Origin of the sequence: Butyrivibrio proteoclasticus B316 (assembly GCF_000145035.1) — a bacterium.
Lineage (GTDB): Bacteria > Bacillota > Clostridia > Lachnospirales > Lachnospiraceae > Butyrivibrio > Butyrivibrio proteoclasticus.
The window spans coordinates 1258796-1280333 of sequence record NC_014387.1; the positions used below are offsets into that span (position 1 = coordinate 1258796).

A 21538-nucleotide genomic window follows, 5' to 3' on the forward strand; every position below is an offset into this window, starting at 1 on the left:
GAATTGCAGCGTCTACAAACTCTTATTAAGAGTTGAGACGGAAGATTGTCTCTTTTCTTGAATCAAGTGCAAATAGAAGGATCATTCCAAGAACAAAGCATGAAATAACTTCGCCGATACCAACTGTTAACATGAAAAGAGGAAGTGTTCCCTCCATGTGATAAACATAAATGAGTACAGGTGGAACCACAATAACATTTGCTACAATAGGTGGAATAGGACACAGCCATTTTCTGATATTAGAACCCTTGTAATAGTCAGGGTTACGATAAGATCTAAAGCCGTGTGCGATCAAATAAGTCACAACTGCACCAATTAAAGTTGCAAGGGATCCGAATATTGTATCAAGAAGCATACAACCTGTAAGTGTGTTGGAAATGATGCATCCGATAAAAAGACCCGGAATAGCAGCAGGTGTGAAATAAGGCAGAATAGTAAGTGCCTCTGAAAAACGTACCTGGATAGCATAATTAGCAAGTCCAAGTGAATTAGCAAGTAGTGTGAGAACTACATAGAGAGCTGCGATCACAGCAGCCTGAGTGATGAATAATACCTTTTTGTTACGCATTTTTAAATTCTCCTTTAGTTTTGTTTTGTGTCAGGAAGGTCACGAACTGACATTATTACCTTTGTCTTAGAAATAATTTTATTTCTGAGTGCAACTTTACAATACTAACATCCTTTGGCCATTTTGTCTATTTTTTATTTTATTATTGCGTTAATTTATTAAAAGGTGTATAAAGTATAAGACAACTAAACAGACGGGAGCTTGTATTACAGGCTGAGAGGAAGGTGTGACCTTCGACCGAGAACCTGATTTGGATAATGCCAACGTAGGGATGCCTGATAATAGGAGTATATTCGCGGAAGCAACCATATTGGGGGCTTCCGCTTTTTGCATCTTGGAACTAAAAGCGAGCCCACCGTCTGGGAAAAGAGGAAAAGTATGAAAAAAAGTAACTATTTACTGAGGATGGTGATGCTGGCAATGTTTGTTGCCCTTGGCGTAGTAATATCACCTATCCTTCGAATCGAGGGAATGTGCCCGATGGCACACCTTATCAACATCACCTGTGCAGTGTTCATGGGACCTGCCTATGCATTTCTATGTGCAGTTCTTATAGGTATCATCAGAATGATGGTAATGGGAATCCCGCCACTTGCCCTTACCGGCGCAATCTTTGGGGCTGCCCTTTCAGGTATTTTCTACAAATTATCCAAAGGAAAAATAATAGCTGCAGTACTTGGAGAGGTTTTTGGAACAGGAGTAATAGGAGCGATCGTTTCTTACCCTGTAATGACTTACCTTTGGGGCAAGGAGGGCCTTACATGGTTCTTTTATGTTCCATCCTTTATCTGCGGAACACTTATTGGCGGATCGATAGCTTACCTTCTACTTAGGACATTAAAGGCAGCAGGAGTCTTGTCCAAGATTCAGAACAGCCTAAAGGATATAGATTCATCTAAGGAAAAGGTGGCTTAAATGTCAGATCTGATCCATTGCATTACAAATCCAATATCAATGATGATGTGTGCAAACGCAATTCTTTCACTGGGTGCTAGGCCTATTATGGCAGAGCACCCTCTTGAGGTTAGTGAGATAACAGAAACTGCGGGTGCACTATTGATCAATTTGGGAAACATCTCTGATACCAGAATGGAAGCCATGAAGGTTTCTTTTTCCAAGGCCCTGGATAAAGAAATCCCTGTCGTTATTGACGCTGTGGGAGTGGCCTGCTCTGAACTTAGAAGGAGCTTTATTTTAAGTCTTATCAGCAGTACTCCACGGAGTGATAAACAGATTCTTTTGATAAAGGGTAACTATTCTGAGATCATAGCTCTTTTAAATCCAGATTATAAGGGAAATGGAGTAGATGCCGGGGCTGAAGTTACGAAGAATATGGCTACTGAACATGCAATCATGCTTTCGAGAAAACTTGATGCAATTGTTCTTGCCAGTGGGGCCACGGACATTATTACAGATGGGGAAAAGACCTATTTAGTAAACAACGGTAATCCTCAGCTTGGAAAGATAACAGGAACAGGATGTATGCTTGGCGCCATATGTGCAACATTTTTTGCAGGCGTAAAAGACAGAGGCGGAGCGCTATTTGCTGCTGTAAGAGCCTGCGAGCATATGGGAATAGCAGGTGAACTTGCCTATGAAGCTGTAAGCTCAATTAATGCAGGGAAAGTCGGAAGTGGTAGCTTTTATACCGCTCTTTTTGATGAAATATCCCTGCTTGATGATAAAACCATTAGTGAGAGAAGGAAGGTAGAAAAGCTTTGAATACGCAGTTATATCTGGTCACTGACAGCACCGGTTTGTCCGAGGACGAATTCCTGAAAAAGGTGGAAAATGCCATTTTAGGCGGCGTTACCATTTTGCAGCTAAGGGAAAAAGATAAGACTACAAGAGAATATATTGACCTTGGAAGAAAGGTTCATGAGATTACCGCAAAATACGATATTCCTCTGATAATAGATGACAGGATAGATGTTGCAATGGCTATAGATGCAGAGGGCGTACATTTGGGGCAGTCTGATATGCCTGTAGACATAGCAAGGAAGATACTTGGGAAGAATAAGATCATAGGTGCCACTACCAAGACTGTTGAACAGGCACTTGAAGCTTATAGGAATGGGGCAGATTATCTTGGAGTTGGAGCAATTTATCCGACAACAACCAAGGTAAAAACAGTCCTTACCTCGGTGGATACATTAAGGGATATCTGTAAAGCTGTACCGATCCCTGCCAATGCCATTGGAGGACTTAATAAAGATAATATTCAGGTACTAAAAGGTGTTCCGATTGCTGGTATTTGCGTTGTTACAGCAATAATGAAGGCTCCTGACAGCAGAACTGCTGCAAGTGAACTTAAAAGGGCCTATGAAGAGCTTAATATGGCGGGAAAATGATCATGAGTATTGTGCAAAAGACAGTTCTGACAATTGCAGGAAGTGACTCATCCGGAGGAGCAGGAATCCAGGCTGATTTAAAAACAATGGAGGCGCACAGGGTGTATGGAATGAGTGTTGTAACAGCACTCACTGCTCAGAATACTCTTGGAATAACCGGTATCCTTCCGGTTGAAAAGAGCTTTGTAGAAAAACAGATTCAGGCTGTGTGCGAGGATATACCTCCTGATGCAGTAAAGATAGGAATGCTGCCTGACAGATCAGTTATGGAGGTTGTAGCTAAAGCTATAGATAAATACAGTCTAAAAAACGTTGTCCTTGATCCGGTGCTAAGTTCAACTTCCGGAACTGAACTTACAAGAATTGAAGCAAGGGAGTATTTGAAAAAACAGCTCTTTTGCCGCAGCCTTCTGATAACACCCAATATCCCGGAGGCACAGACACTGTTATCGACAAAAGAAGGCGGGGATAAGGAGTTTTTAATTGATAGCAGAGAAGCGATGGAAGATGCAGCCAAAAAGCTTTCGTCCGAATATGGGTGCAATGTACTGATAAAAGGCGGACATAGTTCTTTTGAAAGAGAGGATGTATCAGCTGATCTTCTGTGCATAAGACCATTGGGAAATGCGATAGATACTGAATTTCAGGTTATATGGCTTGAAGGAAAGAGATTTGATAATCCTAATACTCATGGGACAGGCTGCACGTTATCAAGTGCAATAGCATCTAATCTGGCCAATGGACATGATCTGAAAAGCGCAGTTTCAGAAGCCAAAAAATATATAGAAAAATGCATTGATGCAGGTCTTAAACTCGGGTCAGGGAGAGGACCTCTTTTGCATTAAATGATGAAAATATAATACTAAAAGAAAAGGGAAAATCTATGAGCAATTACACAACACAAATGGATGCAGCAAGAAAGGGAATCATAACACCCGAGATGGAGAAGGTCGCAAGAGATGAGTACAGGACTCCTGAGGAAATAAGAAATCTTGTTGCAAAGGGACAGGTTGCGATATGCGCAAACAAACATCATAAAAGCCTTGTGGCTAAGGGAGTGGGCTCAATGCTCAGAACCAAGATAAATGTAAATCTTGGAGTATCCAGAGACTGTAAGGACTACAATGTAGAGATGGAGAAGGTAATGGCTGCAGTTAATATGGGAGCAGATGCCATCATGGATCTTTCATCCCATGGAAATACCCAGCCATTTAGAAAAAAGCTTGTGGAAGAATGTCCTGCAATGCTTGGAACTGTACCTGTATATGACAGCGTAATTCATTATCAGAGAGATTTATCTGAACTTACTGCCAAAGACTTTATCGATGTGGTAAGACTTCATGCAGAGGATGGAGTAGATTTTGTGACTCTCCACTGTGGAATTACCAGAAAGACTATTGATCAGATCAAAAAGCACAAGCGTAAAATGAATATAGTTTCTAGAGGAGGCTCACTTGTTTTTGCCTGGATGAGCATGACAGGAGAGGAGAATCCATTTTATGAGTATTATGATGAAATTCTTGATATATGCAGAGAACATGACGTGACAATTTCTCTTGGAGATGCTTGCAGGCCGGGATGCCTTGCAGATGCAAGTGATGTCTGCCAGATAGAAGAGCTTGTAAGGCTTGGAGAGCTTACAAAGAGGGCCTGGGAGAAGGATGTACAGGTTATGGTTGAAGGTCCGGGACATATGCCAATGGACCAGATTGAGGCCAATATGAAGATGCAGCAGACTATCTGCATGGGAGCGCCTTTCTATGTATTAGGACCTCTTGTTACGGATATTGCACCCGGATATGATCATATTACTTCTGCAATAGGAGGAGCTATTGCAGGGGCAGCAGGAGCCGCTTTCCTGTGCTATGTCACACCTGCAGAGCACCTGGCACTTCCTAATGTTGAGGATGTCAAGCAGGGAATAATTGCTTCTAAAATAGCAGCTCATGCTGCAGATATTGCCAAGAAGATTCCACATGCGATGGATATTGATAACGAAATGGCAGAAGCAAGGAAAGAGTTTGACTGGGATAAGCAGTGGGAATGTGCAATTGACCCTGAAACTGCTAAATCAATCCGTGCAGACAGAGCACCTGAGTTTGATGATACATGTTCAATGTGCGGAAAATTCTGTGCTGTCCGCAGCATGAACAAGGCACTTGCCGGTGAACACATAGATATTCTGTAAGATTATAAGTAAAAGAGCCTTCGGAGATATTACCGAAGGCTCTTTGCCATTGATTAAAATATCAATTATCTTTAACTTCTACAAGTTCAATCTTGAAATTAAGTTCTTTGCCTGCCATCTCATGGTTGGCATCAAAAGTAATCTCGGAATCAGTTTTCTCAATTACCTTAACAGGTACTGGTCTTCCATATACATCCTGAAGGTAAACTCTCTCATCAACATTAAGCTCCTCAGAACCGGGAAGGTCAGAAATCTTAAGCTTGATTATAGCGTTTGGATCAAAGGGACCATAAGCTTCGTTAGGATCAAGGTGGATGTCAATGATATCACCAACATTCATCTCGGCAACTGCCTTATCAAAGCCGAGGATCATCATTCCCATACCACATACAAAGTCAAGTGTCTGACCTCTGTCATAAGATGAATCAAACTTGGTACCATCATTGAAAGTACCTGTGTAGTGTACACGGCATGTCTTGCCTACATTCTTGCCTTCAAAAAGAGGGCCTGAGTGGCATCCGCCACATCCGCCGCCGCATCCGCCACAGCCACTGCCGCAGCCTTCCTCATCATCGCTTCCGCAACCGCCGCATCCGCCGCAACCGGACTCTGCTTCAATATCTTCTTCATTCTGAGCTGAAACCTCATCATGAGCATCATCCTCATGGTGATGATCGTGATGATCACAGTTAACACCTGTGCTCTCTAAGGCACCTGAGAGATAATTCTTAACTGCTTCATCAGCATCTCCTGAAGCACCTGAACATACTGTGATGCTGTTGCTCTCAAGAGCATCCATGGCACCACCACCGATACCTCCGCAGATAAGTACATCTACATCCTCATCTGAAAGAAGGTCTGCAAGAGCCTCGTGACCTGTTCCGTTTGTGCCGGATACCTTGGATGAAACAATCTCATTGTTATCATTTACTTCGTAAAATTTGAAATTCTCAGTATGGCCAAAGTGCTGGAATACCTGGCCATTATCATATGTTACCGCGATTTTCATTAGTGTTTGTCCTCGTCTTTCAATAATTCAATATATGTAAAAGCATAGCCTTAACTTCTACATGAATTTTATACAACTAAACGATAGTATCATATTTGAGTGTTTTGTTCAAATACCTTGAAAATACAAGGAAAAATAGCTGTCGTAATAGTGATAAAAAGGTATAATAATTACTATAAAAAACACAATGGAGGTCTCAAATGGAAGAAAAAATGAAAAAAATAGGACGAGGAATGAATATCAGAATGGGGCTGCTCATGAGCTTTTGTCTGTCTCTTATCGGAACCCTTTTCTCAGGTCATTTCACTGTGCCGGGCTTTATTCTCAGCTTTATTGTCAGCACTATTATCAGCATGATAATAGGATTTGTTATTCCTATGGGCAAGGTTACTAATAGTTTGGCGGGGAAGCTTGGCCTTAAGCAGGGAACTCTTCCTGAGAGGCTGTTTTCAAGTCTGATATCAAATCTTATTTATACGCCTTTGATGACATTCTGTATGGTATTTCTTGCTTATCAGATGACTATGAAGCAGTCAGGTGGCATGGCCCAGTTAAACCTTCTTTCCATGTTTCTTCCATCACTTTTGATCTGTTTTATTGCCGGATATATTTTAATCTTTATTTTTCAACCATTATTCTTTAAAATACTCATGGCGAGATATGCCGGTAATGAAAAAAAGTATTGAGATTTGAGGAAGGCTAATGAGGCAGTTTAACTACGAATTTACGCGGGTTGAGGATGTAGAGGTTGCTCTTAAGGCAGTTTACGGCTACACATCTGATCATCCTTATAAATCTATTCTTTTCCACCTGTATTCAATCGTCTTTGATGACGAGCAGATAAGTCATGTTCAGAGAATGATACGTGATGTTTATCCGGATGCAAGCATTGGAGGAACCAGCTCTAATGGAGATATCTGTGATGGACATCTGGCCGATTACGGAATGGTAATGGCAGTATCGGTATTTGAATCTACTGAGACATGCACTTTTTTGTTTGACTGCGAACCAGACGGAGAGTCAGCGCTTGGAAACAGGATAAGGGAGGTTATTGATTCAACCGAAAATATTAAGGCTGCGGAAATCCTCATAACCCTAAAAACAATAAATTCGCATACGATTCTCAATGAAGCCGAGAAATGCAGAAATGATGTCAAGATATTTGGAGGCGGAAGTGCCAACGTAGAAATATCTGAGATTTATACGAGCGTAATGAATGAGGACAGTATCAGCCACGCAGGTGTTCTCCTTATTACCTATTCAGGCGACGATCTCGTTGTGGATGTCAGGCATGCAATAGGATGGAAGCCTCTTGGCAAAGATATGACAGCTACCAGAATTGAGGGAAAACGCCTGTATGAACTAGATGGCGTTCCTGCTACTCAGATTTACAGTAAGTACCTCGATATTCAGGCCAATGATGATTTCTTTTCCAATATACTTGAATTCCCGATCATGTCTACACAGCATGATCAACATGTGCTCAGACTTCCGTTTTCCTGCGATCCTGAGAGCGGCTCGATATTGCTTGCAGCTGATCTTGATAAGGGAACCAAGGTTAATCTTTCATATGGCGACCCTGATGTGATCAAAGGGGATGTGGCAGAACTTGTAGAACATGTTAAAGACTTCGCACCACAGGCAGTCTTTTTGTATTCATGTGGCGTCAGAAGATTATACTGGAAATATCTTATCAATAAAGAAACCGGGCCATTTAGTCAGGTAGCGCCTGTTTCCGGCTTTTATTCAAGCGGCGAGATCATGCGCATGGGTAAATATCTTATTGAGCATCATGTCACTCTCATAGCAATCAGTATGAGAGAGGGCGAGCATGCCAAGGCCCAGCCTACAGGTGAAGGCGATAAGACAATTGAGATGAGTGAAGAGCAGAAAATGCATGGTCAGATCTCAATGGTCAGAAGACTTGCTACATTTATCAATGTTACGGCAGCAGAGCTGCGCCAGGCCAACGATGAGCTTCGTCAGGCTGCAGATACCGATGCTCTTACAGGCCTTAGTAACAGGCGTGTTATTGATAAAGTTGTTCGTAGTACTATAGCAACCTTCAAGACTATGGGAATTGACATAGTACTTGGAATTGCTGATATTGATGATTTCAAGGTTGTAAATGACACTTATGGACACGCCGAGGGAGATAAGATACTTGTCGCTATAAGCGATATGCTCAATGAGCAGATATGCAGAATTCCTAGTTCTCTTATAGGCCGTTGGGGCGGAGAGGAATTCCTTTTCATGTGTCCGCGTGTTTCTATTGAAGAGGCCAGAGACCTTCTTGATGAGATCAGGCAGAAGATAGCTGATACTGAGTTTGGTGCGATTGGGCATAGAACAATCAGCGTCGGAATGACTGAGTTTAAAAATGATGATAGCGCAGATGATGTGTTCTGCAGGGCTGACCAGGCTCTTTATGAAGCCAAGGGAAGCGGCAAAAACAGAATCTGCATTAAATAGCTAAATATTTTTGGTTGGGAGATTTTTTAAATTGTCTTTATCTTTACTTGTTATATTTGATTTTATTGGAACAGTAGCTTTTGCTGTGTCCGGAGCTATTACCGGAATTCAGAAGAGAATGGATATCTTTGGAGTTAATATTCTTGCGATATTAACAGCCTGTGGAGGCGGTCTTACAAGAGATATCATAATGGGAAATTTCCCGCCGCAGATGTTTATCAATCCATTTTATGTTCTTGTGGCAGCGGTTGTAGCAAATATAGTTTTTGGAATCATGTATTTTCACAAGGGTATTCCCCAGAAGTTTTCTGGATTATATGACAGAGGGCTGTTCATATTTGATACAGTCGGTCTTGCAGCCTTTATGGTAGATGGCGTAATGATAGGCGCTAATTTTGGATATGAAGATGACTTGTTCCTCCTGGTATTCCTTGGTTTTATCACAGGAGTTGGAGGAGGCGTTTTAAGAGATGTTCTCTCCAATCAGATGCCGGCTATTTTTGTCAAGCATGTGTATGCATTGCCTGTCATAATAGGAGGCATCCTCATGGTGATAATGCATGAACTTCTTGGAACATGGAATCTTGCCATGGTCCTAAGCTTTGCACTTGTTATTGTATTAAGAGTTATGGCTCGTCATTTCCTTTGGAATCTTCCTAAGGTTAATTTATGATTCAAGGGTCCACTGCCCGAATCTGACAGGTGCAGGTGATGTGGTATGCTGGCCAAGGTACTTCTCCATCCAGATCATATCGTACCAGGTATTGAACTTGAATCCGCTGTCATGGAAAGTTCCAACCAGTTTATAACCATGTTTTTCATGAAAATATTTGGAATCATTTGTAAGGTGCTCGTCTGTAGCACCTTCTTTTAGATATGCGATACATGCATTTGCGTTTAATATGCCCATTTTTGCAAGAGATTTCTCTAGAGTGTCATACAGCATAGAACCTACACCGCAGCGCTTGGAATCTTTTCTGACGTAAACTGTTGTCTCAACAGACCAGTCGTAGGCACTTCTGCCTTTAAAAGTTGAAGCGTAGGCATAACCAAGTATTGCACCATTATCATCTACAGCCTTGATATATGGGAATTTGGCTGAGATATTTCTGATACGTTCTTCAAATTCTGAAAGGGATGGTACATCATACTCGAAAGTAATTGCTGTGTCTGTGACATAAGGAGTGTAGATATCTAAAAGCTCCCTTGCATCTTCTGTAGTGACTTTTTCTATTTTCATAATTTCCTCCATACAATAGAGCGTTAGTTTTAGATTATACAATGGTTTTGCATTGCTTACAATCTTATATATCGATTTAACATTAGTGGAAATTACAGCGCTTTTTTAGTATAATATAGGCGGATATTTTTATGGGGATATATTTCAAGAAGTCGAGTGCTCAAAGTGCAATTCAACAGTATGAGATATGAATTACACTTTGAGCATTTGACTTTGAAGGGGAAATATCCGAGATATGGCAAGAAACAAATGGTAGGAGGTTTTATGGCAAAAAAGACTTTGACGGAGGCTAATTGGAAAATTGGCGATCCAATGATCAACGAGAATGATTTCTGGCAGGACCCGAATTATAAGGCAGAGGATCCGGAAAAGGAGATGCTGGTTCTTGAACTGGCCAAGCTGATAACAGACAGATATGTCAAGAAGCTTACTAACAAGATCAATAACAGAGATCCTGAATATTGGATGCTTGATCATATTCTCAACAAGGAACAGGTTAAGTTCCTGCTTAATTTCAAGAAGACCAGAGTTCCTTACTCTATTGAGGAACTGGCTCAGATGAATAATATGCCGGTCGACAAAACGCAGGAGATGGTTGATCGTCTTAAATGGATCGGTATCATTGAACAGAACAGGGCTAAGACTGCGGATAAGCACAGACAGTATGAACTGCCTATTTTTGTTCCGGGTTCAGCAGAGTTTATGATGATGCAGGATAAGCTTACGGATGAATTCCCGGAGCTTGCTACATTTTTTAACCTTATGACACAGCTTCCGCTTGCGGGGATTACCCAGATGGTTCCTCCCGGAGGAGCGGGCGTAGGAATGCACGTTATTCCTGTAGAGAAGGCAATTTCTCTTGAAAATCAGTCAGTACCAGTAGAGCATTTATCCCGCTGGATCGATATGTATGACAAGTATGGCATTTCCGAGTGCTCCTGTCGTAAGCAGCAGGCTATGCGAGGAGAGGGCTCTGGAGAGATACGCGGTGATTACTGTATCGGAATGGGTGATATGGCTGAGTATATGGATGATCGAGGAATCGGTCATTACATTACCAAAGAGGAAGTTTATGAAATCCTTGAGAGAGCAGAGAGACACGGCTATGTACACCAGATAACCAATATTGACGGCGAGGGCAAGATTGTAGCTATTTGTAACTGTGCTCCGGGTGTGTGTAATGCTCTTAGAACATCACAGCTCTTTAATACACCTAACATGTCTGCATCGGCTTACAGAGCACATGTAGAAAAAGATAAATGTGTTGCCTGCGGTAAATGTGTTGAGGTTTGTCCTGTAGGAGCAGCCAAGCTTGGACAGAAGCTTTGCAAAAAAGACGGCTCTGAAGTTACTTATCCCAAGACAGAGCTTCCTGACAAGAAGAAATGGGGACCTGAGAAGTGGAACTACAACTACAGGGATGACGCCAAGATCAATTGCTATAAGACAGGAACAGCTCCTTGTAAGACTGCCTGTCCTGTACACTTATCAGTTCAGGGCTATATCAAGATGGCAGCAGAGGGAAGATATGAAGATGCCCTGAAACTCATCAAGCAGGATAATCCATTCCCTTATATTTGTGGAGCTGTTTGTAACAGACGATGTGAGGATGCCTGCACAAGAGGAACAATTGATCAGCCGCTTGCTATTGATGAAATCAAGAAGTTCATTGCTTCGCTTGAACTTAAACAGGATAAGAGATATGTTCCTCTATGCGAGAAGCATGATGGCGGAATGTGGAGCGATGAGTACAAGGTAGCTATTATAGGTGGAGGCCCGGCCGGTCTTTCTGCCGCTTATTATCTCAGACTCAACGGTTATCCTGTTACTGTTTTTGAAAAAGAGAAGAGACCTGGCGGAATGCTCATGAATGGTATTCCTAGCTATCGTCTTGAAAAGAACATAATTGATGCTGAGATAGATGTTATCAGACAGATGGGCGTAGAGTTCAAATGCGGAGTAGAGGTAGGTAAGGATACTACTATCCAGGAACTTAGGAAAGAAGGCTATAAGGCGTTCTTTATCGCAATCGGTATGCAAGGTGGCAGGATGGCAGGCATTCCGGGAGAGACTGCAGAAGGTGTTCAGACAGGTGTTGATTTCCTTCGCACTATCAATCAGGATCACAGCGTAAGATTAAAGGGAGCTACAGTCGTTGTTGGTGGCGGTAATGTTGCTATTGACGTTGCCAGAACAGCTGTCAGAGCCGGATCTTCAAAGGTTACAATGCTCTGTCTTGAGAGCCCTGAAGAGATGCCTGCAGCCAAGGATGAAGTAGCTGAGGCTAAGGAAGAAGGAATAGAAGTTCTAAACGGATGGGGACCAAGAGAGGTTGTTACTGAGGCTGGACATGTCAAGGCAGTTATCTTCAAGAAATGCGTAAGTGTATTTGATGATCAGCATAGATTTAATCCTCAATTTGACGAGGGTGATACAATAGAAGTTCCTTGTGAGAATCTTCTTCTTTCAATCGGACAGTCGGTTCAGTGGGGCAAGCTCCTTGAAGGAACCAAGGTTGAACTTAACAGAAACGGAACTGCTATTGCAAACAGCCTTACAAGGCAGACGGCTGAGCCTGATATTTTTGTTGGTGGTGATGTATTCACCGGTGCTAAATTTGCTATAGATGCGATAGCAGGTGGAAGAGAAGGCTATGTTTCAATCAACCGTTTCGTGCATGAGGGTAACAGGCTTGACCTTGCAAGAGACAGAAGAGAATTTATTGAACTTGACAAGGATGATATTTCTGTAGAGACTTTTGATAATGCCAAGAGACAGATCCCCGGTAAAAAAGCCGGAGTGGCTCAGGAAACCTTTGAGGATCTGAGACTTACTCTTACAGAAGAACAGGTCAAGACAGAGGCAGCAAGATGCCTTGGGTGTGGCGCAACAACCGTAGATGAGAACAGATGTATCGGATGCGGTCTTTGCACAACCAAGTGCGAGTTTGATGCCATTCATCTCACAAGAGATGTACCTGCTGCGAGCACAATGGTCAGAGCTGAAGATAAACTTAAGAAGGTCGGACCATATGCTGCTAAGAGGGCAGGCAGAATTGTTATCAACAAGATTCTTGGTGATAAATAAGATAGGAGGAATAAATAATGGATTATAAGTCAAGATATCAGGAGTGGCTGGATAAATTATCGGATTCTGATCCGCTTAAGGCTGAGCTTGAGGCTATTAAGGGTGATGATAAGGAAATCGAAGACAGATTCTATCAGGATCTTTCTTTTGGTACAGCCGGACTTCGCGGAAAGGTTGGAGCAGGAACAAACCGTATGAACTTCCTTACAGTAGGTAAGGCGTCTCAGGGGGTTGCTGATTATATTGTCTCCAAGGGAAAAGAGGCTTGTGAGAAGGGCGTTGTAATAGCTCATGATCCAAGACACTTTTCAAAAGAGTTTTCTCAGCTTGCTGCCGGTATTTTTGCAGCAAATGGAATCAAAGTATATACTTTCCCGGATCTTCGTCCTACTCCTGAACTTGCATTCATGGTAAGACGTCTTGGAACAGTATCAGGAATCAATATTACAGCTTCACACAACCCAAGAGAGTACAATGGCTACAAGGCATATTGGGATGATGGATGTCAGGTTTCATCAGATGTTGCTGATGGAATGACAGAGAAGATCAATGCTGTAGATATCTGGACAGGAATTAAGACATCAGACTTTGACGAGGGAGTAAAGTCAGGCAAGATAGTTGTTCTTGGTGCTGAATATGACAGAGAGTATCTTGATAAGATTGAGGGAATGGCTATTCATGAGGGAGATGAACTGGATCTTTCCATCCCTCTTGTGTACACACCACTTAACGGCTGCGGATCAATTCCATTCAGACAGATGCTTACAGACAGAGGGTTCTCTAACTGGAAGATAGTTCCTGAACAGGAAAATCCTGATCCTGATTTTACAACAGTTGGATATCCTAATCCGGAGGACCCTAAAGCGTTCAAGCTTTCAGAGCAGTATGGTAGAGAGTTTGGAGCAGAGCTTTTGATGGCTACAGATCCTGATTCTGACAGATTTGCCATAGAAATCAGAGATGACAATGGCAACTACATTCCTCTTAACGGTAACCAGACAGGATATCTTCTTGTCAACTACGTATTAGAGGGACGTAAGGATGCCGGTACACTTCCTGCCAAGGGAGCTATGGTTAAGTCTATTGTAACTTCAACTCTTTCTACTATTATGGCCAAAGCCTATGGTATAGAGATGTTTGAGACACTTACAGGCTTTAAGAATATCTGTGGTAAGATCCCATATCTTCACGAGAATGGTTATACCTATCTCTTTGGATATGAAGAGTCTGTTGGCTATGCTGTATGTGAAGATATCAGAGATAAGGACGGTATTTCCGCAGGTATGCTTGTTGCTGAGGCTGCAGCTTATTATCGTAAGCAGGGCAAGACTCTTTGGGATGTGCTTCAGGAAATCTATGCTAAATATGGCTTCTTTGCAGAGGATGAGCCTAATATGGTTCTGGAAGGAATACCTGGTGCTCAGCGTATTCAGCGTATGATGAAATGGTTTAGAGAGAATATCCCTACATCTGTAGCCGGTGCCAAGGTTGAGAAGGTTATTGACTATATCAATGGCTATGAAGATATTCCTGCTCAGAATGCTATAAGACTTTTCCTTGATAATGGTTCATGGTTTGCTATCAGACCTTCAGGAACAGAGCCTAAGATCAAGTTCTATTTCTACTCAAACAGAGATAGCAGAGAGAATGCACTTGAAACTAACAGGAAGATAAAAGAAGAAATCTTCGGACTTATTGATTCTGTGGAATAAAGCCTATGTCTACATACAGTAAAGAGGTATTTAGGAAAACATTACATGTAGTTGTGCTTTTCTTTACAATCTTCTGGTTTTATATGTATGAAGATTGGAAAAAGTCAGTACTTACCATTGCTGTAGTGCTCATTATTGTTTATCCGATCTTACTACTGCTTTCCAAGGTTCCTGGCATGACAAAACTTGTTAATGCCAGGAAAACCGGGGAGTTTGCCAACAGCTTTGCAGCCCTGATGATAATGTTCATTGTCGTTGCCAGTATCTGCTGGGGATGGCTGGGGGACAGGGCAATTGGCATAGCATCGATATTTGCCTGGGGGCCAGGTGATGCTGCTGCAGCTCTGATAGGCAAGAAATTCGGCTCTATCAAGATTGGAAGGAAACATAAAAAGTCACTTCAGGGATCTATAGCCATGTTTGTGTTTTCTTTTGCCTCGGTCATAGCAGTTTACATGGTATTTGGTAAATACAATGTGGGATTTACAGTTCTGGCAGCCTTATTAACTGCCTTTGTAAGCGCCACAGTTGAACTGCTGGTTGAAAATGGTTTTGATACATTTTATTGCCCTGTCAGCGCCATGGGAGTGCTGGTTTATTTGAGATGATTTGGAGACTTTAGTAGCAAATGACCGAAGAAAAACTTGATAAAAAAAGCGGATATAAAACCTTACTTTTGTCTGTGATACTAAGTTCTCCGGGACCATTAGTACTGGGAATCGGACTTACTATTGGACGAAGTTCAACCCAGATATCGGACTTTACCAGAAGAACCGCTGAATTACTCGCTATTATAGCTTCTTTTGTGGTCTATATCATGACTCACAAAGAGGGCATGGATGACTTTACAAAAAGAAAAATAGAGAAGATCAGTAATACATTTGTTGGAATTATCATGTGTATCAGTGGTATCAGCATGATCGTTCTGGCATTTGTTTCAGATGGCGGCAGCAAGGGAAATGTGTTGCCTGCCTTTGTAATAGCTCTTTTGGGAGCTATTACAAATACTCTTTTCTGGCGTAAGTACACTAAACTACATTCTCATAACGGAAATGCCATTTTGGGTGTGCAGGCAAGGTTGTATGGGGCTAAATCAATCGTAGATGTTTGTGTTACGCTTACCCTGTTTGTTGTGGCGACTATGCCGGATTCAAAGGTATCTTTTTATTTTGATTTGGTCGGTTCCATACTGGTTTCTCTATATATGCTCAGAAGCGGTATTAAGACCATAGTAGAGAATAGATTAAACAACTGATATCGATAATAACAAAAGCAGAGCGCAAGGCTCTGCTTTTGTTATTATTGATATTCATACAGACCAGGATCATTTTATTTACTGGATTCGGCACTGGAACTGTCGTAGTCATTTACTCCTGTTACAATCCAGGAGTCAGTTTCGTTGTTCTTCTCAAGATCAAGTACGATGGCATAAGTCATTTCCTGAGAATTCTGTATTTCATCCTCATAGATTCCAAGGATGATCTCGAGCATATCATTGTATATTTTGGCTTCTGCAACATCATTTCCCTCTTCATAGAGAGCTGCAATTTCATCAGCATGATCAGCATTGTAAACTTCTATAGCGTCGCTGATTTTGTTAGAAACACTTGCGCTTCCGATGATATCCATGGCAAAAGAAGTTTTGAAAGTGACAACTGCTGAAGCAGTGTGTGTGTCATCTTTTTTATCAAGCCTGATATCAGATACAGAGTAGGATTTGATCATGTCAGAAAAAAGTGAGGCAAAAGTGTCAAGTTCATTCTTGGAATCTTCTGTAAGCTCGTATTCGTCAATTCCATCTGAAAACTGTGAAACAAGAGTATCAGCATCAAAGAGCTGCACAAAATCACCATTTGCGACTTCTGAAGTGGCGTATTTATTGATATCCTCTTCTGAATCTGAGGCCACTATAGCCATGAAAGTTTGAGCTGTTTCTTGTACGGCGGTCTTGTCCTGTGAGGAACAACCTGAAATAGAGCATATTGATAGAATTACTGCGAGAGTTACTCCCAGTCTTTTAGATAATCTATACATAAAACCCCCAAGTTTTTGTTACTTATTTTGTAATATTTAATAAGTATAGCATAGTGAGTCAAAATAGCCAAAGAGTATCGCAATTTGGATAATAAAGTGATAAAATTATGTATATAATTATTATTACCAATTCAAGGAGGTTTATATGAGAGTTCTTTTCGGCGAGGGCGTTGTGAAAGAAGTTGAGTCTGTAGAGGTTAAGCCTTTGGACTTTGGGGATGGACAGATATCCGGAACACAGATAGATTTTTCTCTTTCAAGCGGAGATCAGATCAAGTACATTTACAGTCAGAATGTGCCGATCGAAGAGTCCGGCCAGCGAGCAATAGACTTCGTTAAAAAGCTCTATCAGGATGGATTTGGTGATTTTACACACGAACCTGTAGAAATGCTATAAAGATTAAATAATAAAGGCTCTATGCTTTATATGCATAGAGCCTTTAATTTTGCTGTTCGTCCATCGTATTCTCCATTTTTGAACAATAGATCATCTCTTGCCAAGACAACCCTGGTTTTTGAGTTCTATCAGTAAATCAAAAACAACCCCCAATGGTAATCCGGTGATATGGGCTACTTTCTCTGGATCTGGATAGTATTCATCTTCACAATCCTTTCTAATGCAGTCCATTACTTCCATTTTGGCATCCAATGTAGCTGTCATACACTTATTTCCTCCTTTCCTGAATAGTGTTAAAATTCAAGGTCAGTATTTATCTGACCTTTCTATTATTATATCGTATTTTTGCACGAAAAGTTAAGCTTTTTCGGAAAAAAATTATAAAAATTCCCTAAAATTTAAAGGCTTTGGAGAGTTGGTGCTCTCCAAAGCCATGTAGTTACTGATGTTTAAAATTGTAATAATTTTTGTATTATATAGCAATAATTTGAACGCTGGATCATTTTGTCTGCATATCTTTAAGTTTATTAGCCTGCTGGAAGATATCGCCGAGGATATTTTTGAAGTCATCAAACTTGGAAACAGCTGTCTCTGAAGCGGATGCTCCTTCGTTAGAAAGAGATGCAACTTCCTGGCTTGTAGCTGAGAGATTGGAAATACTGTCGTTTATTTCAGTGGTGGAAGCTGCAATTGACTTCATTCCTTCTCCGATTTCTGTGAAGCGTGAGAGCATCTCTGATACGTTGTCATTTATGCTGTCAAAGTTATCACCTACAGATTCGATCATTTCATTTTGCTCAGATACAGATGCTACCGTGTCATCAATGCTGGCCATAGCTTTCTGAACATCTTCATTAAGCTCGTTTATGATATTAGTGATCTCAGTAGAAGCGGTGTTTGTTTCTTCTGCAAGTTCTCTTACATCATTGGCAACAACAGCGAATCCTTTACCTGCTTCACCGGCTCTTGCAGCTTCTATGCTGGCATTTAAGGCCAGAAGATTGGTCTGTTTGGAAATTGACATGATGGATCCGACAATCTTGGTAACTTCAGCAACTTTATTGATAACTGCCTGAGTAGCTTCTACAGTTACTTGACTCTGCTGTGCTACGTTTTGTGATTTTTCCTTTAGCTCTTCAATGACTCTTACTCCTTCTCGTACGGCAGTCTGAGTACTTTCGGATGCTTTTGTCATATCTTTTCTGTGCTGTTCAGTTGTAGCTGTTTCTTCCTGAATCTGCTGAACTCTCTGAGCCTGTGAGGTAATAGCCTGAGCTGTGCTTTCCATGCTGCTTGCTATGTCCTGCATTCCTGAATGCTGTGATTCAATGATGTTCTGAAGATCTGTCATATTTTTCTGAGATTCATTGAACAGGTCAGTAATAGTGTTGGCAATTTCAGCCATTTCATTACCTGTTTTTAGTGTTTCTTCTGCGTTTTTGGTAATGGTTGCATTGTTTTCTTCGTTGAATTTGCATAGAAGAGAAACTGTAGCTATTGTAGCTATAAACGCAAGTGCAAGTGTTATGAAGGCCGGTACATGGATCATATCAAGAGTACCAGAAGAAACATATGCTTTAATACAGGTAATAGTAAAAGAAATAGTGATCGCGCTTATTCCAGCCTTACAAAGCCTTACATTTAAATAGATGATACTGCAGATCAGTATCGGCAGACCAAAAGCAAAGTATACTATATTGTCTTCAGCAACCAGCATGACAAAATAGAAAATAGTCGAGCCACCCATTATAAGGATAGAACCCATTTTTACGGTAGAAAACTTAAAATATCCTGCCGATGCCATGGCTGCTCCGATAATAGCTGAGGCAATGATTGCCGCATCAGCACCTTGAAATCCGCTTTGGAATATCTTTATAACGGTTAGTAATATTCCACATAAAAAAATAACTATACATACATTATAACTATTGGCATTAGCTCTGCGATATTGTTCAGCGTTCATAGACTGTGTTCCTTTCTGTTTTATTACCCATGTAATTAAGTATCATTAAAACAAATATACACAAGATGATTTTATCATGATGTAAAATCGAAATAAACTAAATTACGATATATAAAGTGTTAAAAAAACATTAAAAAGATGTGAATAAAAAATACCCTCAAAGAACATGCGCAAGTTTGCATTTGGCCTGCTTTTTAATTTATTTTTCAGCCATATTTATACTTTTTTTAGAACAAACAATATCGCGATATTGTAAAATGTTGTTAGGCGTATTTACGCAGATTATTTAGTTTGTATTTAATTTTTAGCGAAGGAGTAAAAGCAGATGAAAAAAATGAGTTTGAAAGCAAAGATGCTTCTGTGTATCCTGCCTGTAATGGGAATAGCTATGGCTATTTTGACGTATATTGCAGCTCAGGAATTAAGCAGTAATCTACAAACAGCTAATACTGACAGTATGTTCCAAAATGTTTCTGCAAATGCTGTTGGTGTTGATTCTAAACTGGAAATCATCAGGACTACTGCGATCAATATAGCTGAAATGGTATCAACTTCATATAAATTTGTTGATACAGATAACTATAAAGGAACATTTACGAAAATAATCATAGATAATGACTCTATCCTGGGTGTAGGAGTATGGTTTGAACCAAATGTATTTAAGGCTGAAGAAAAATATATTGGTCCATACTGGTATAGAGATGGCTCAGATATAGTTGAAACTTGGGATTATAGCAATGCTGAGTATGACTATTTTAATCAGGAATACTATACTAATGCGAAAGCTCTTCCTAATGGTCAGGCTAAGATTACAGACCCATACTATGATCCTTCATCAGGAATGGTTATGTCCAGCTGTTCAGCACCAATCTACGACAACGGACAGTTTGTAGGATGCGTTACGGTTGACATGGAGCTTACAAATGTTGCTGACCTTGTATCATCAATAAAGATTGGTACTACAGGAAGGGCTCTCCTTCTTTCGAATGATGGAACATATATTTACACCGATGATCCTGAAAAGGTTTCGAGCGGTGTTAAAATGCAGGAAGATCCAAATCCTAGTATTGCTGCCAAAGGAGCAGAAATACTTGCCAAGTCATCTGATACCCCTAGCATGGGAATCATGGTAGTTGACGGCAAGACTCGCCTTGTAACATATCGAGATGTTCCAAATGTAGGATGGAAGCTTGGAATAGTAATGGATCTTGATGAAATTGAAGGACCTGTACAAGCTGCAACAAGAACTCTTGTGATCATCTGCATAGTAGCACTTATTATCGGCGCAGCGATAATCATGATATTCGTTATGAGTATCGCCAAGAGCATTAATAGTGTTAAGGAATTTGCAAGTGTACTGGCAAGCGGAGACTTTACTGTTGATAAGATTGACAACAGAAGAGGCGACGAGCTGGGAGCAATGAGTGAGTCGCTTAATAACATGTTTGAGAGCAATAAGGATGTCATTTCCAAAATCTCTGACGGGTCAGTCAAGGTTAGTGAGACATCTAATGGACTTGCAAATATGGCTAATGAGTTGTCCAATCAGTTTAACGACATTCAGGGCAATATCTCAGGTGTAAATGATGCAATGATGTCATCAGGAGCTGCTACAGAGCAGGTTAACGCTTCTGTAGAAGAAGTAAATGCATCTGTACATCAGCTTGCTGCAGAAACTGAGAAGACAAGTGCGGATGCAGCAGATATCAAGGCAAGAGCTAAGGATATTGAAAAAGAAAGCCAGCAGGCTCATGATTATGCTATATCTATTGCTGAACAGAGAGAAGCAGATCTTGAGGAAGCAAATGAAAAAGCCAAGGTAGTTGATCAGATCGGAACACTTGCGGATACAATTGCTGAGATAGCGGATCAGATCAATCTTTTGTCACTTAATGCAAGTATCGAGGCAGCAAGAGCAGGAGATGCAGGTAAGGGCTTTGCAGTAGTTGCTTCTGAAATCAACAAGTTGGCAAGTAGTACTTCTGAAGCAGTTGAGCAGATCAGGGAGACAATCGATGGAGTGCAGGAAGCTTTTGGAACTCTTTCTTCATCTTCGGGAGAACTCCTTGGATTTATCAAAGAGACAGTTACACCTGACTATGACAAGTTCGTAGGACTTGCCAAGCAGTATGGAGACGATGCGGGAAGCTTTGGCGATTCCTCAGAGAATATTGCACAGATGGTTGAGAACATCAGGGCAGCTATGGAAGAAGTTAGTAAAGCTATTCAGAACATCGCAGAATCTACGCAGGATACAGCGGATCTTAGCAGCCGTGTAAATGACTCTGTTATGGCAGCGGCAGATGTTGTATCAAGTGTAAATGACATGACCAACAAGCAGGAAGAAGTAGCAGGAACTCTGGAAGAAATAGTAGGCAAATTCAAACTTTGATAATAAATGTTCAAGAGCCCGTGGATATTTATCTGCGGGTTCTTTTTTTATGCAGGGAAACAATAGATGTGTTATCATAAATATATAGATACTTGCGGGCTATTTCCAATTTTTTTCCGCAAGAA

General features: G+C 41.0%; 20 protein-coding genes and 1 riboswitch. Of the genes, 14 read left to right on the plus strand and 6 right to left on the minus strand.

The features are described from left to right. Positions 1–25 precede the first annotated feature (25 nt). Positions 26–568: a QueT transporter family protein gene (locus BPR_RS05260; protein ID WP_013280423.1), complete on the minus strand. Its 543-nt coding sequence runs from the start codon at positions 566–568 to the stop codon at positions 26–28. Between the two features lie 185 nt (positions 569–753). Then, a riboswitch (TPP riboswitch) is annotated at positions 754–858 on the plus strand. Positions 859–946: 88 nt separating this feature from the next. Between BPR_RS05260 and thiW the strand changes: the two genes are divergently transcribed. The 5 genes from thiW to thiC are packed head-to-tail and all read left to right on the plus strand — an operon-like array spanning position 947 to position 5107. Continuing rightward, on the plus strand, positions 947–1483 hold the full coding sequence (gene thiW / locus BPR_RS05265) for an energy coupling factor transporter S component ThiW (protein WP_013280424.1): 537 nt from the start codon (positions 947–949) through the stop codon (positions 1481–1483). Next, complete coding sequence (gene thiM / locus BPR_RS05270; protein ID WP_013280425.1) at positions 1484–2290, plus strand: hydroxyethylthiazole kinase; 807 nt, start codon at positions 1484–1486, stop codon at positions 2288–2290. Then, the gene (gene thiE, locus BPR_RS05275; protein ID WP_013280426.1) at positions 2287–2919 is read left to right on the plus strand and encodes a thiamine phosphate synthase; all 633 of its coding nucleotides are present in this window, start codon (positions 2287–2289) and stop codon (positions 2917–2919) included. The genes thiM and thiE overlap by 4 nt, the downstream gene beginning before the upstream one ends. Before the next feature lie 2 nt (positions 2920–2921). Further along, on the plus strand, positions 2922–3764 hold the full coding sequence (gene thiD / locus BPR_RS05280) for a bifunctional hydroxymethylpyrimidine kinase/phosphomethylpyrimidine kinase (RefSeq protein WP_013280427.1): 843 nt from the start codon (positions 2922–2924) through the stop codon (positions 3762–3764). A gap of 38 nt (positions 3765–3802) precedes the next feature. Continuing rightward, a complete protein-coding gene (thiC, locus tag BPR_RS05285; protein ID WP_013280428.1) occupies positions 3803–5107 on the plus strand; it encodes a phosphomethylpyrimidine synthase ThiC in 1305 nt (434 codons plus the stop codon). Positions 5108–5168: 61 nt separating this feature from the next. Here thiC and BPR_RS05290 read toward each other — a convergent pair whose 3' ends face one another. Continuing rightward, on the minus strand, positions 5169–6116 hold the full coding sequence (locus BPR_RS05290) for a NifB/NifX family molybdenum-iron cluster-binding protein (protein ID WP_013280429.1): 948 nt from the start codon (positions 6114–6116) through the stop codon (positions 5169–5171). Between the two features lie 200 nt (positions 6117–6316). On the opposite strand from BPR_RS05290, the gene BPR_RS05295 reads away from it, so the two are divergent. From BPR_RS05295 to BPR_RS05305, 3 genes are read left to right on the plus strand one after another with little or no spacing between them, the layout of a single operon-like run. Continuing rightward, positions 6317–6802 carry a hypothetical protein gene (locus BPR_RS05295; RefSeq protein ID WP_013280430.1) on the plus strand — a complete coding sequence of 162 codons (486 nt, stop codon included), beginning with the start codon at positions 6317–6319 and terminating at the stop codon, positions 6800–6802. 16 nt (positions 6803–6818) lie between these two features. After that, positions 6819–8588: a sensor domain-containing diguanylate cyclase gene (locus BPR_RS05300; RefSeq protein WP_013280431.1), complete on the plus strand. Its 1770-nt coding sequence runs from the start codon at positions 6819–6821 to the stop codon at positions 8586–8588. A 31-nt stretch (positions 8589–8619) separates the two neighbouring features. Then, positions 8620–9261, plus strand: a complete 642-nt coding sequence (locus BPR_RS05305; RefSeq protein WP_026663600.1) for a trimeric intracellular cation channel family protein — start codon at positions 8620–8622, stop codon at positions 9259–9261. Here BPR_RS05305 and BPR_RS05310 read toward each other — a convergent pair. Continuing rightward, a complete protein-coding gene (locus BPR_RS05310) occupies positions 9256–9828 on the minus strand; it encodes a GNAT family N-acetyltransferase (protein ID WP_013280433.1) in 573 nt (190 codons plus the stop codon). The two genes, BPR_RS05305 and BPR_RS05310, sit on opposite strands and share 6 nt — an antisense overlap. 375 nt (positions 9829–10203) lie before the next feature. On the opposite strand from BPR_RS05310, the gene BPR_RS05315 reads away from it, so the two are divergent. The 4 genes from BPR_RS05315 to BPR_RS05330 are packed head-to-tail and all read left to right on the plus strand — an operon-like array spanning position 10204 to position 15882. Next, the gene (locus tag BPR_RS05315; protein WP_026663601.1) at positions 10204–12915 is read left to right on the plus strand and encodes an FAD-dependent oxidoreductase; all 2712 of its coding nucleotides are present in this window, start codon (positions 10204–10206) and stop codon (positions 12913–12915) included. 17 nt (positions 12916–12932) lie between these two features. After that, the gene (locus BPR_RS05320; RefSeq protein WP_013280435.1) at positions 12933–14627 is read left to right on the plus strand and encodes a phospho-sugar mutase; all 1695 of its coding nucleotides are present in this window, start codon (positions 12933–12935) and stop codon (positions 14625–14627) included. 5 nt (positions 14628–14632) lie between these two features. Beyond that, positions 14633–15235: a diacylglycerol/polyprenol kinase family protein gene (locus BPR_RS05325; RefSeq protein WP_013280436.1), complete on the plus strand. Its 603-nt coding sequence runs from the start codon at positions 14633–14635 to the stop codon at positions 15233–15235. A 20-nt stretch (positions 15236–15255) separates the two neighbouring features. Further along, entirely contained in the window at positions 15256–15882 is a 627-nt protein-coding gene (locus BPR_RS05330) for a cation transporter (protein ID WP_013280437.1), read from the plus strand. A gap of 74 nt (positions 15883–15956) precedes the next feature. On the opposite strand, the gene BPR_RS05335 is transcribed toward BPR_RS05330, so the two are convergent. Continuing rightward, on the minus strand, positions 15957–16661 hold the full coding sequence (locus BPR_RS05335) for a hypothetical protein (protein WP_013280438.1): 705 nt from the start codon (positions 16659–16661) through the stop codon (positions 15957–15959). Between the two features lie 145 nt (positions 16662–16806). Between BPR_RS05335 and BPR_RS05340 the strand changes: the two genes are divergently transcribed. Next, the gene (locus BPR_RS05340; RefSeq protein ID WP_013280439.1) at positions 16807–17058 is read left to right on the plus strand and encodes a hypothetical protein; all 252 of its coding nucleotides are present in this window, start codon (positions 16807–16809) and stop codon (positions 17056–17058) included. 90 nt (positions 17059–17148) lie between these two features. On the opposite strand, the gene BPR_RS20705 is transcribed toward BPR_RS05340, so the two are convergent. Both BPR_RS20705 and BPR_RS05345 read right to left on the minus strand, forming a co-directional pair. Next, positions 17149–17322, minus strand: coding sequence for a hypothetical protein (locus BPR_RS20705; RefSeq protein WP_013280440.1), 174 nt, complete (start codon positions 17320–17322; stop codon positions 17149–17151). A 235-nt stretch (positions 17323–17557) separates the two neighbouring features. Continuing rightward, complete coding sequence (locus tag BPR_RS05345) at positions 17558–19021, minus strand: methyl-accepting chemotaxis protein (protein ID WP_013280441.1); 1464 nt, start codon at positions 19019–19021, stop codon at positions 17558–17560. Between the two features lie 334 nt (positions 19022–19355). On the opposite strand from BPR_RS05345, the gene BPR_RS05350 reads away from it, so the two are divergent. After that, the gene (locus BPR_RS05350; protein WP_207636492.1) at positions 19356–21413 is read left to right on the plus strand and encodes a methyl-accepting chemotaxis protein; all 2058 of its coding nucleotides are present in this window, start codon (positions 19356–19358) and stop codon (positions 21411–21413) included. The last annotated feature ends 125 nt before the right edge of the window (positions 21414–21538 follow it).

Bases quoted from the DNA above. Each gene is read 5' to 3' on its own strand.
- BPR_RS05260 (WP_013280423.1), bottom strand. From the start codon at position 568: ATGCGTAACAAAAAGGTATTATTCATCACTCAGGCTGCTGTGATCGCA.
- thiW (WP_013280424.1), top strand. From the start codon at position 947: ATGAAAAAAAGTAACTATTTACTGAGGATGGTGATGCTGGCAATGTTT.
- thiM (WP_013280425.1), top strand. From the start codon at position 1,484: ATGTCAGATCTGATCCATTGCATTACAAATCCAATATCAATGATGATG.
- thiD (WP_013280427.1), top strand. From the start codon at position 2,922: ATGAGTATTGTGCAAAAGACAGTTCTGACAATTGCAGGAAGTGACTCA.
- thiC (WP_013280428.1), top strand. From the start codon at position 3,803: ATGAGCAATTACACAACACAAATGGATGCAGCAAGAAAGGGAATCATA.
- BPR_RS05290 (WP_013280429.1), bottom strand. From the start codon at position 6,116: ATGAAAATCGCGGTAACATATGATAATGGCCAGGTATTCCAGCACTTT.
- BPR_RS05295 (WP_013280430.1), top strand. From the start codon at position 6,317: ATGGAAGAAAAAATGAAAAAAATAGGACGAGGAATGAATATCAGAATG.
- BPR_RS05300 (WP_013280431.1), top strand. From the start codon at position 6,819: ATGAGGCAGTTTAACTACGAATTTACGCGGGTTGAGGATGTAGAGGTT.
- BPR_RS05310 (WP_013280433.1), bottom strand. From the start codon at position 9,828: ATGAAAATAGAAAAAGTCACTACAGAAGATGCAAGGGAGCTTTTAGAT.
- BPR_RS05315 (WP_026663601.1), top strand. From the start codon at position 10,204: ATGCTGGTTCTTGAACTGGCCAAGCTGATAACAGACAGATATGTCAAG.
- BPR_RS05320 (WP_013280435.1), top strand. From the start codon at position 12,933: ATGGATTATAAGTCAAGATATCAGGAGTGGCTGGATAAATTATCGGAT.
- BPR_RS05325 (WP_013280436.1), top strand. From the start codon at position 14,633: ATGTCTACATACAGTAAAGAGGTATTTAGGAAAACATTACATGTAGTT.
- BPR_RS05330 (WP_013280437.1), top strand. From the start codon at position 15,256: ATGACCGAAGAAAAACTTGATAAAAAAAGCGGATATAAAACCTTACTT.
- BPR_RS05335 (WP_013280438.1), bottom strand. From the start codon at position 16,661: ATGTATAGATTATCTAAAAGACTGGGAGTAACTCTCGCAGTAATTCTA.
- BPR_RS05340 (WP_013280439.1), top strand. From the start codon at position 16,807: ATGAGAGTTCTTTTCGGCGAGGGCGTTGTGAAAGAAGTTGAGTCTGTA.
- BPR_RS20705 (WP_013280440.1), bottom strand. From the start codon at position 17,322: ATGACAGCTACATTGGATGCCAAAATGGAAGTAATGGACTGCATTAGA.
- BPR_RS05345 (WP_013280441.1), bottom strand. From the start codon at position 19,021: ATGAACGCTGAACAATATCGCAGAGCTAATGCCAATAGTTATAATGTA.
- BPR_RS05350 (WP_207636492.1), top strand. From the start codon at position 19,356: ATGAGTTTGAAAGCAAAGATGCTTCTGTGTATCCTGCCTGTAATGGGA.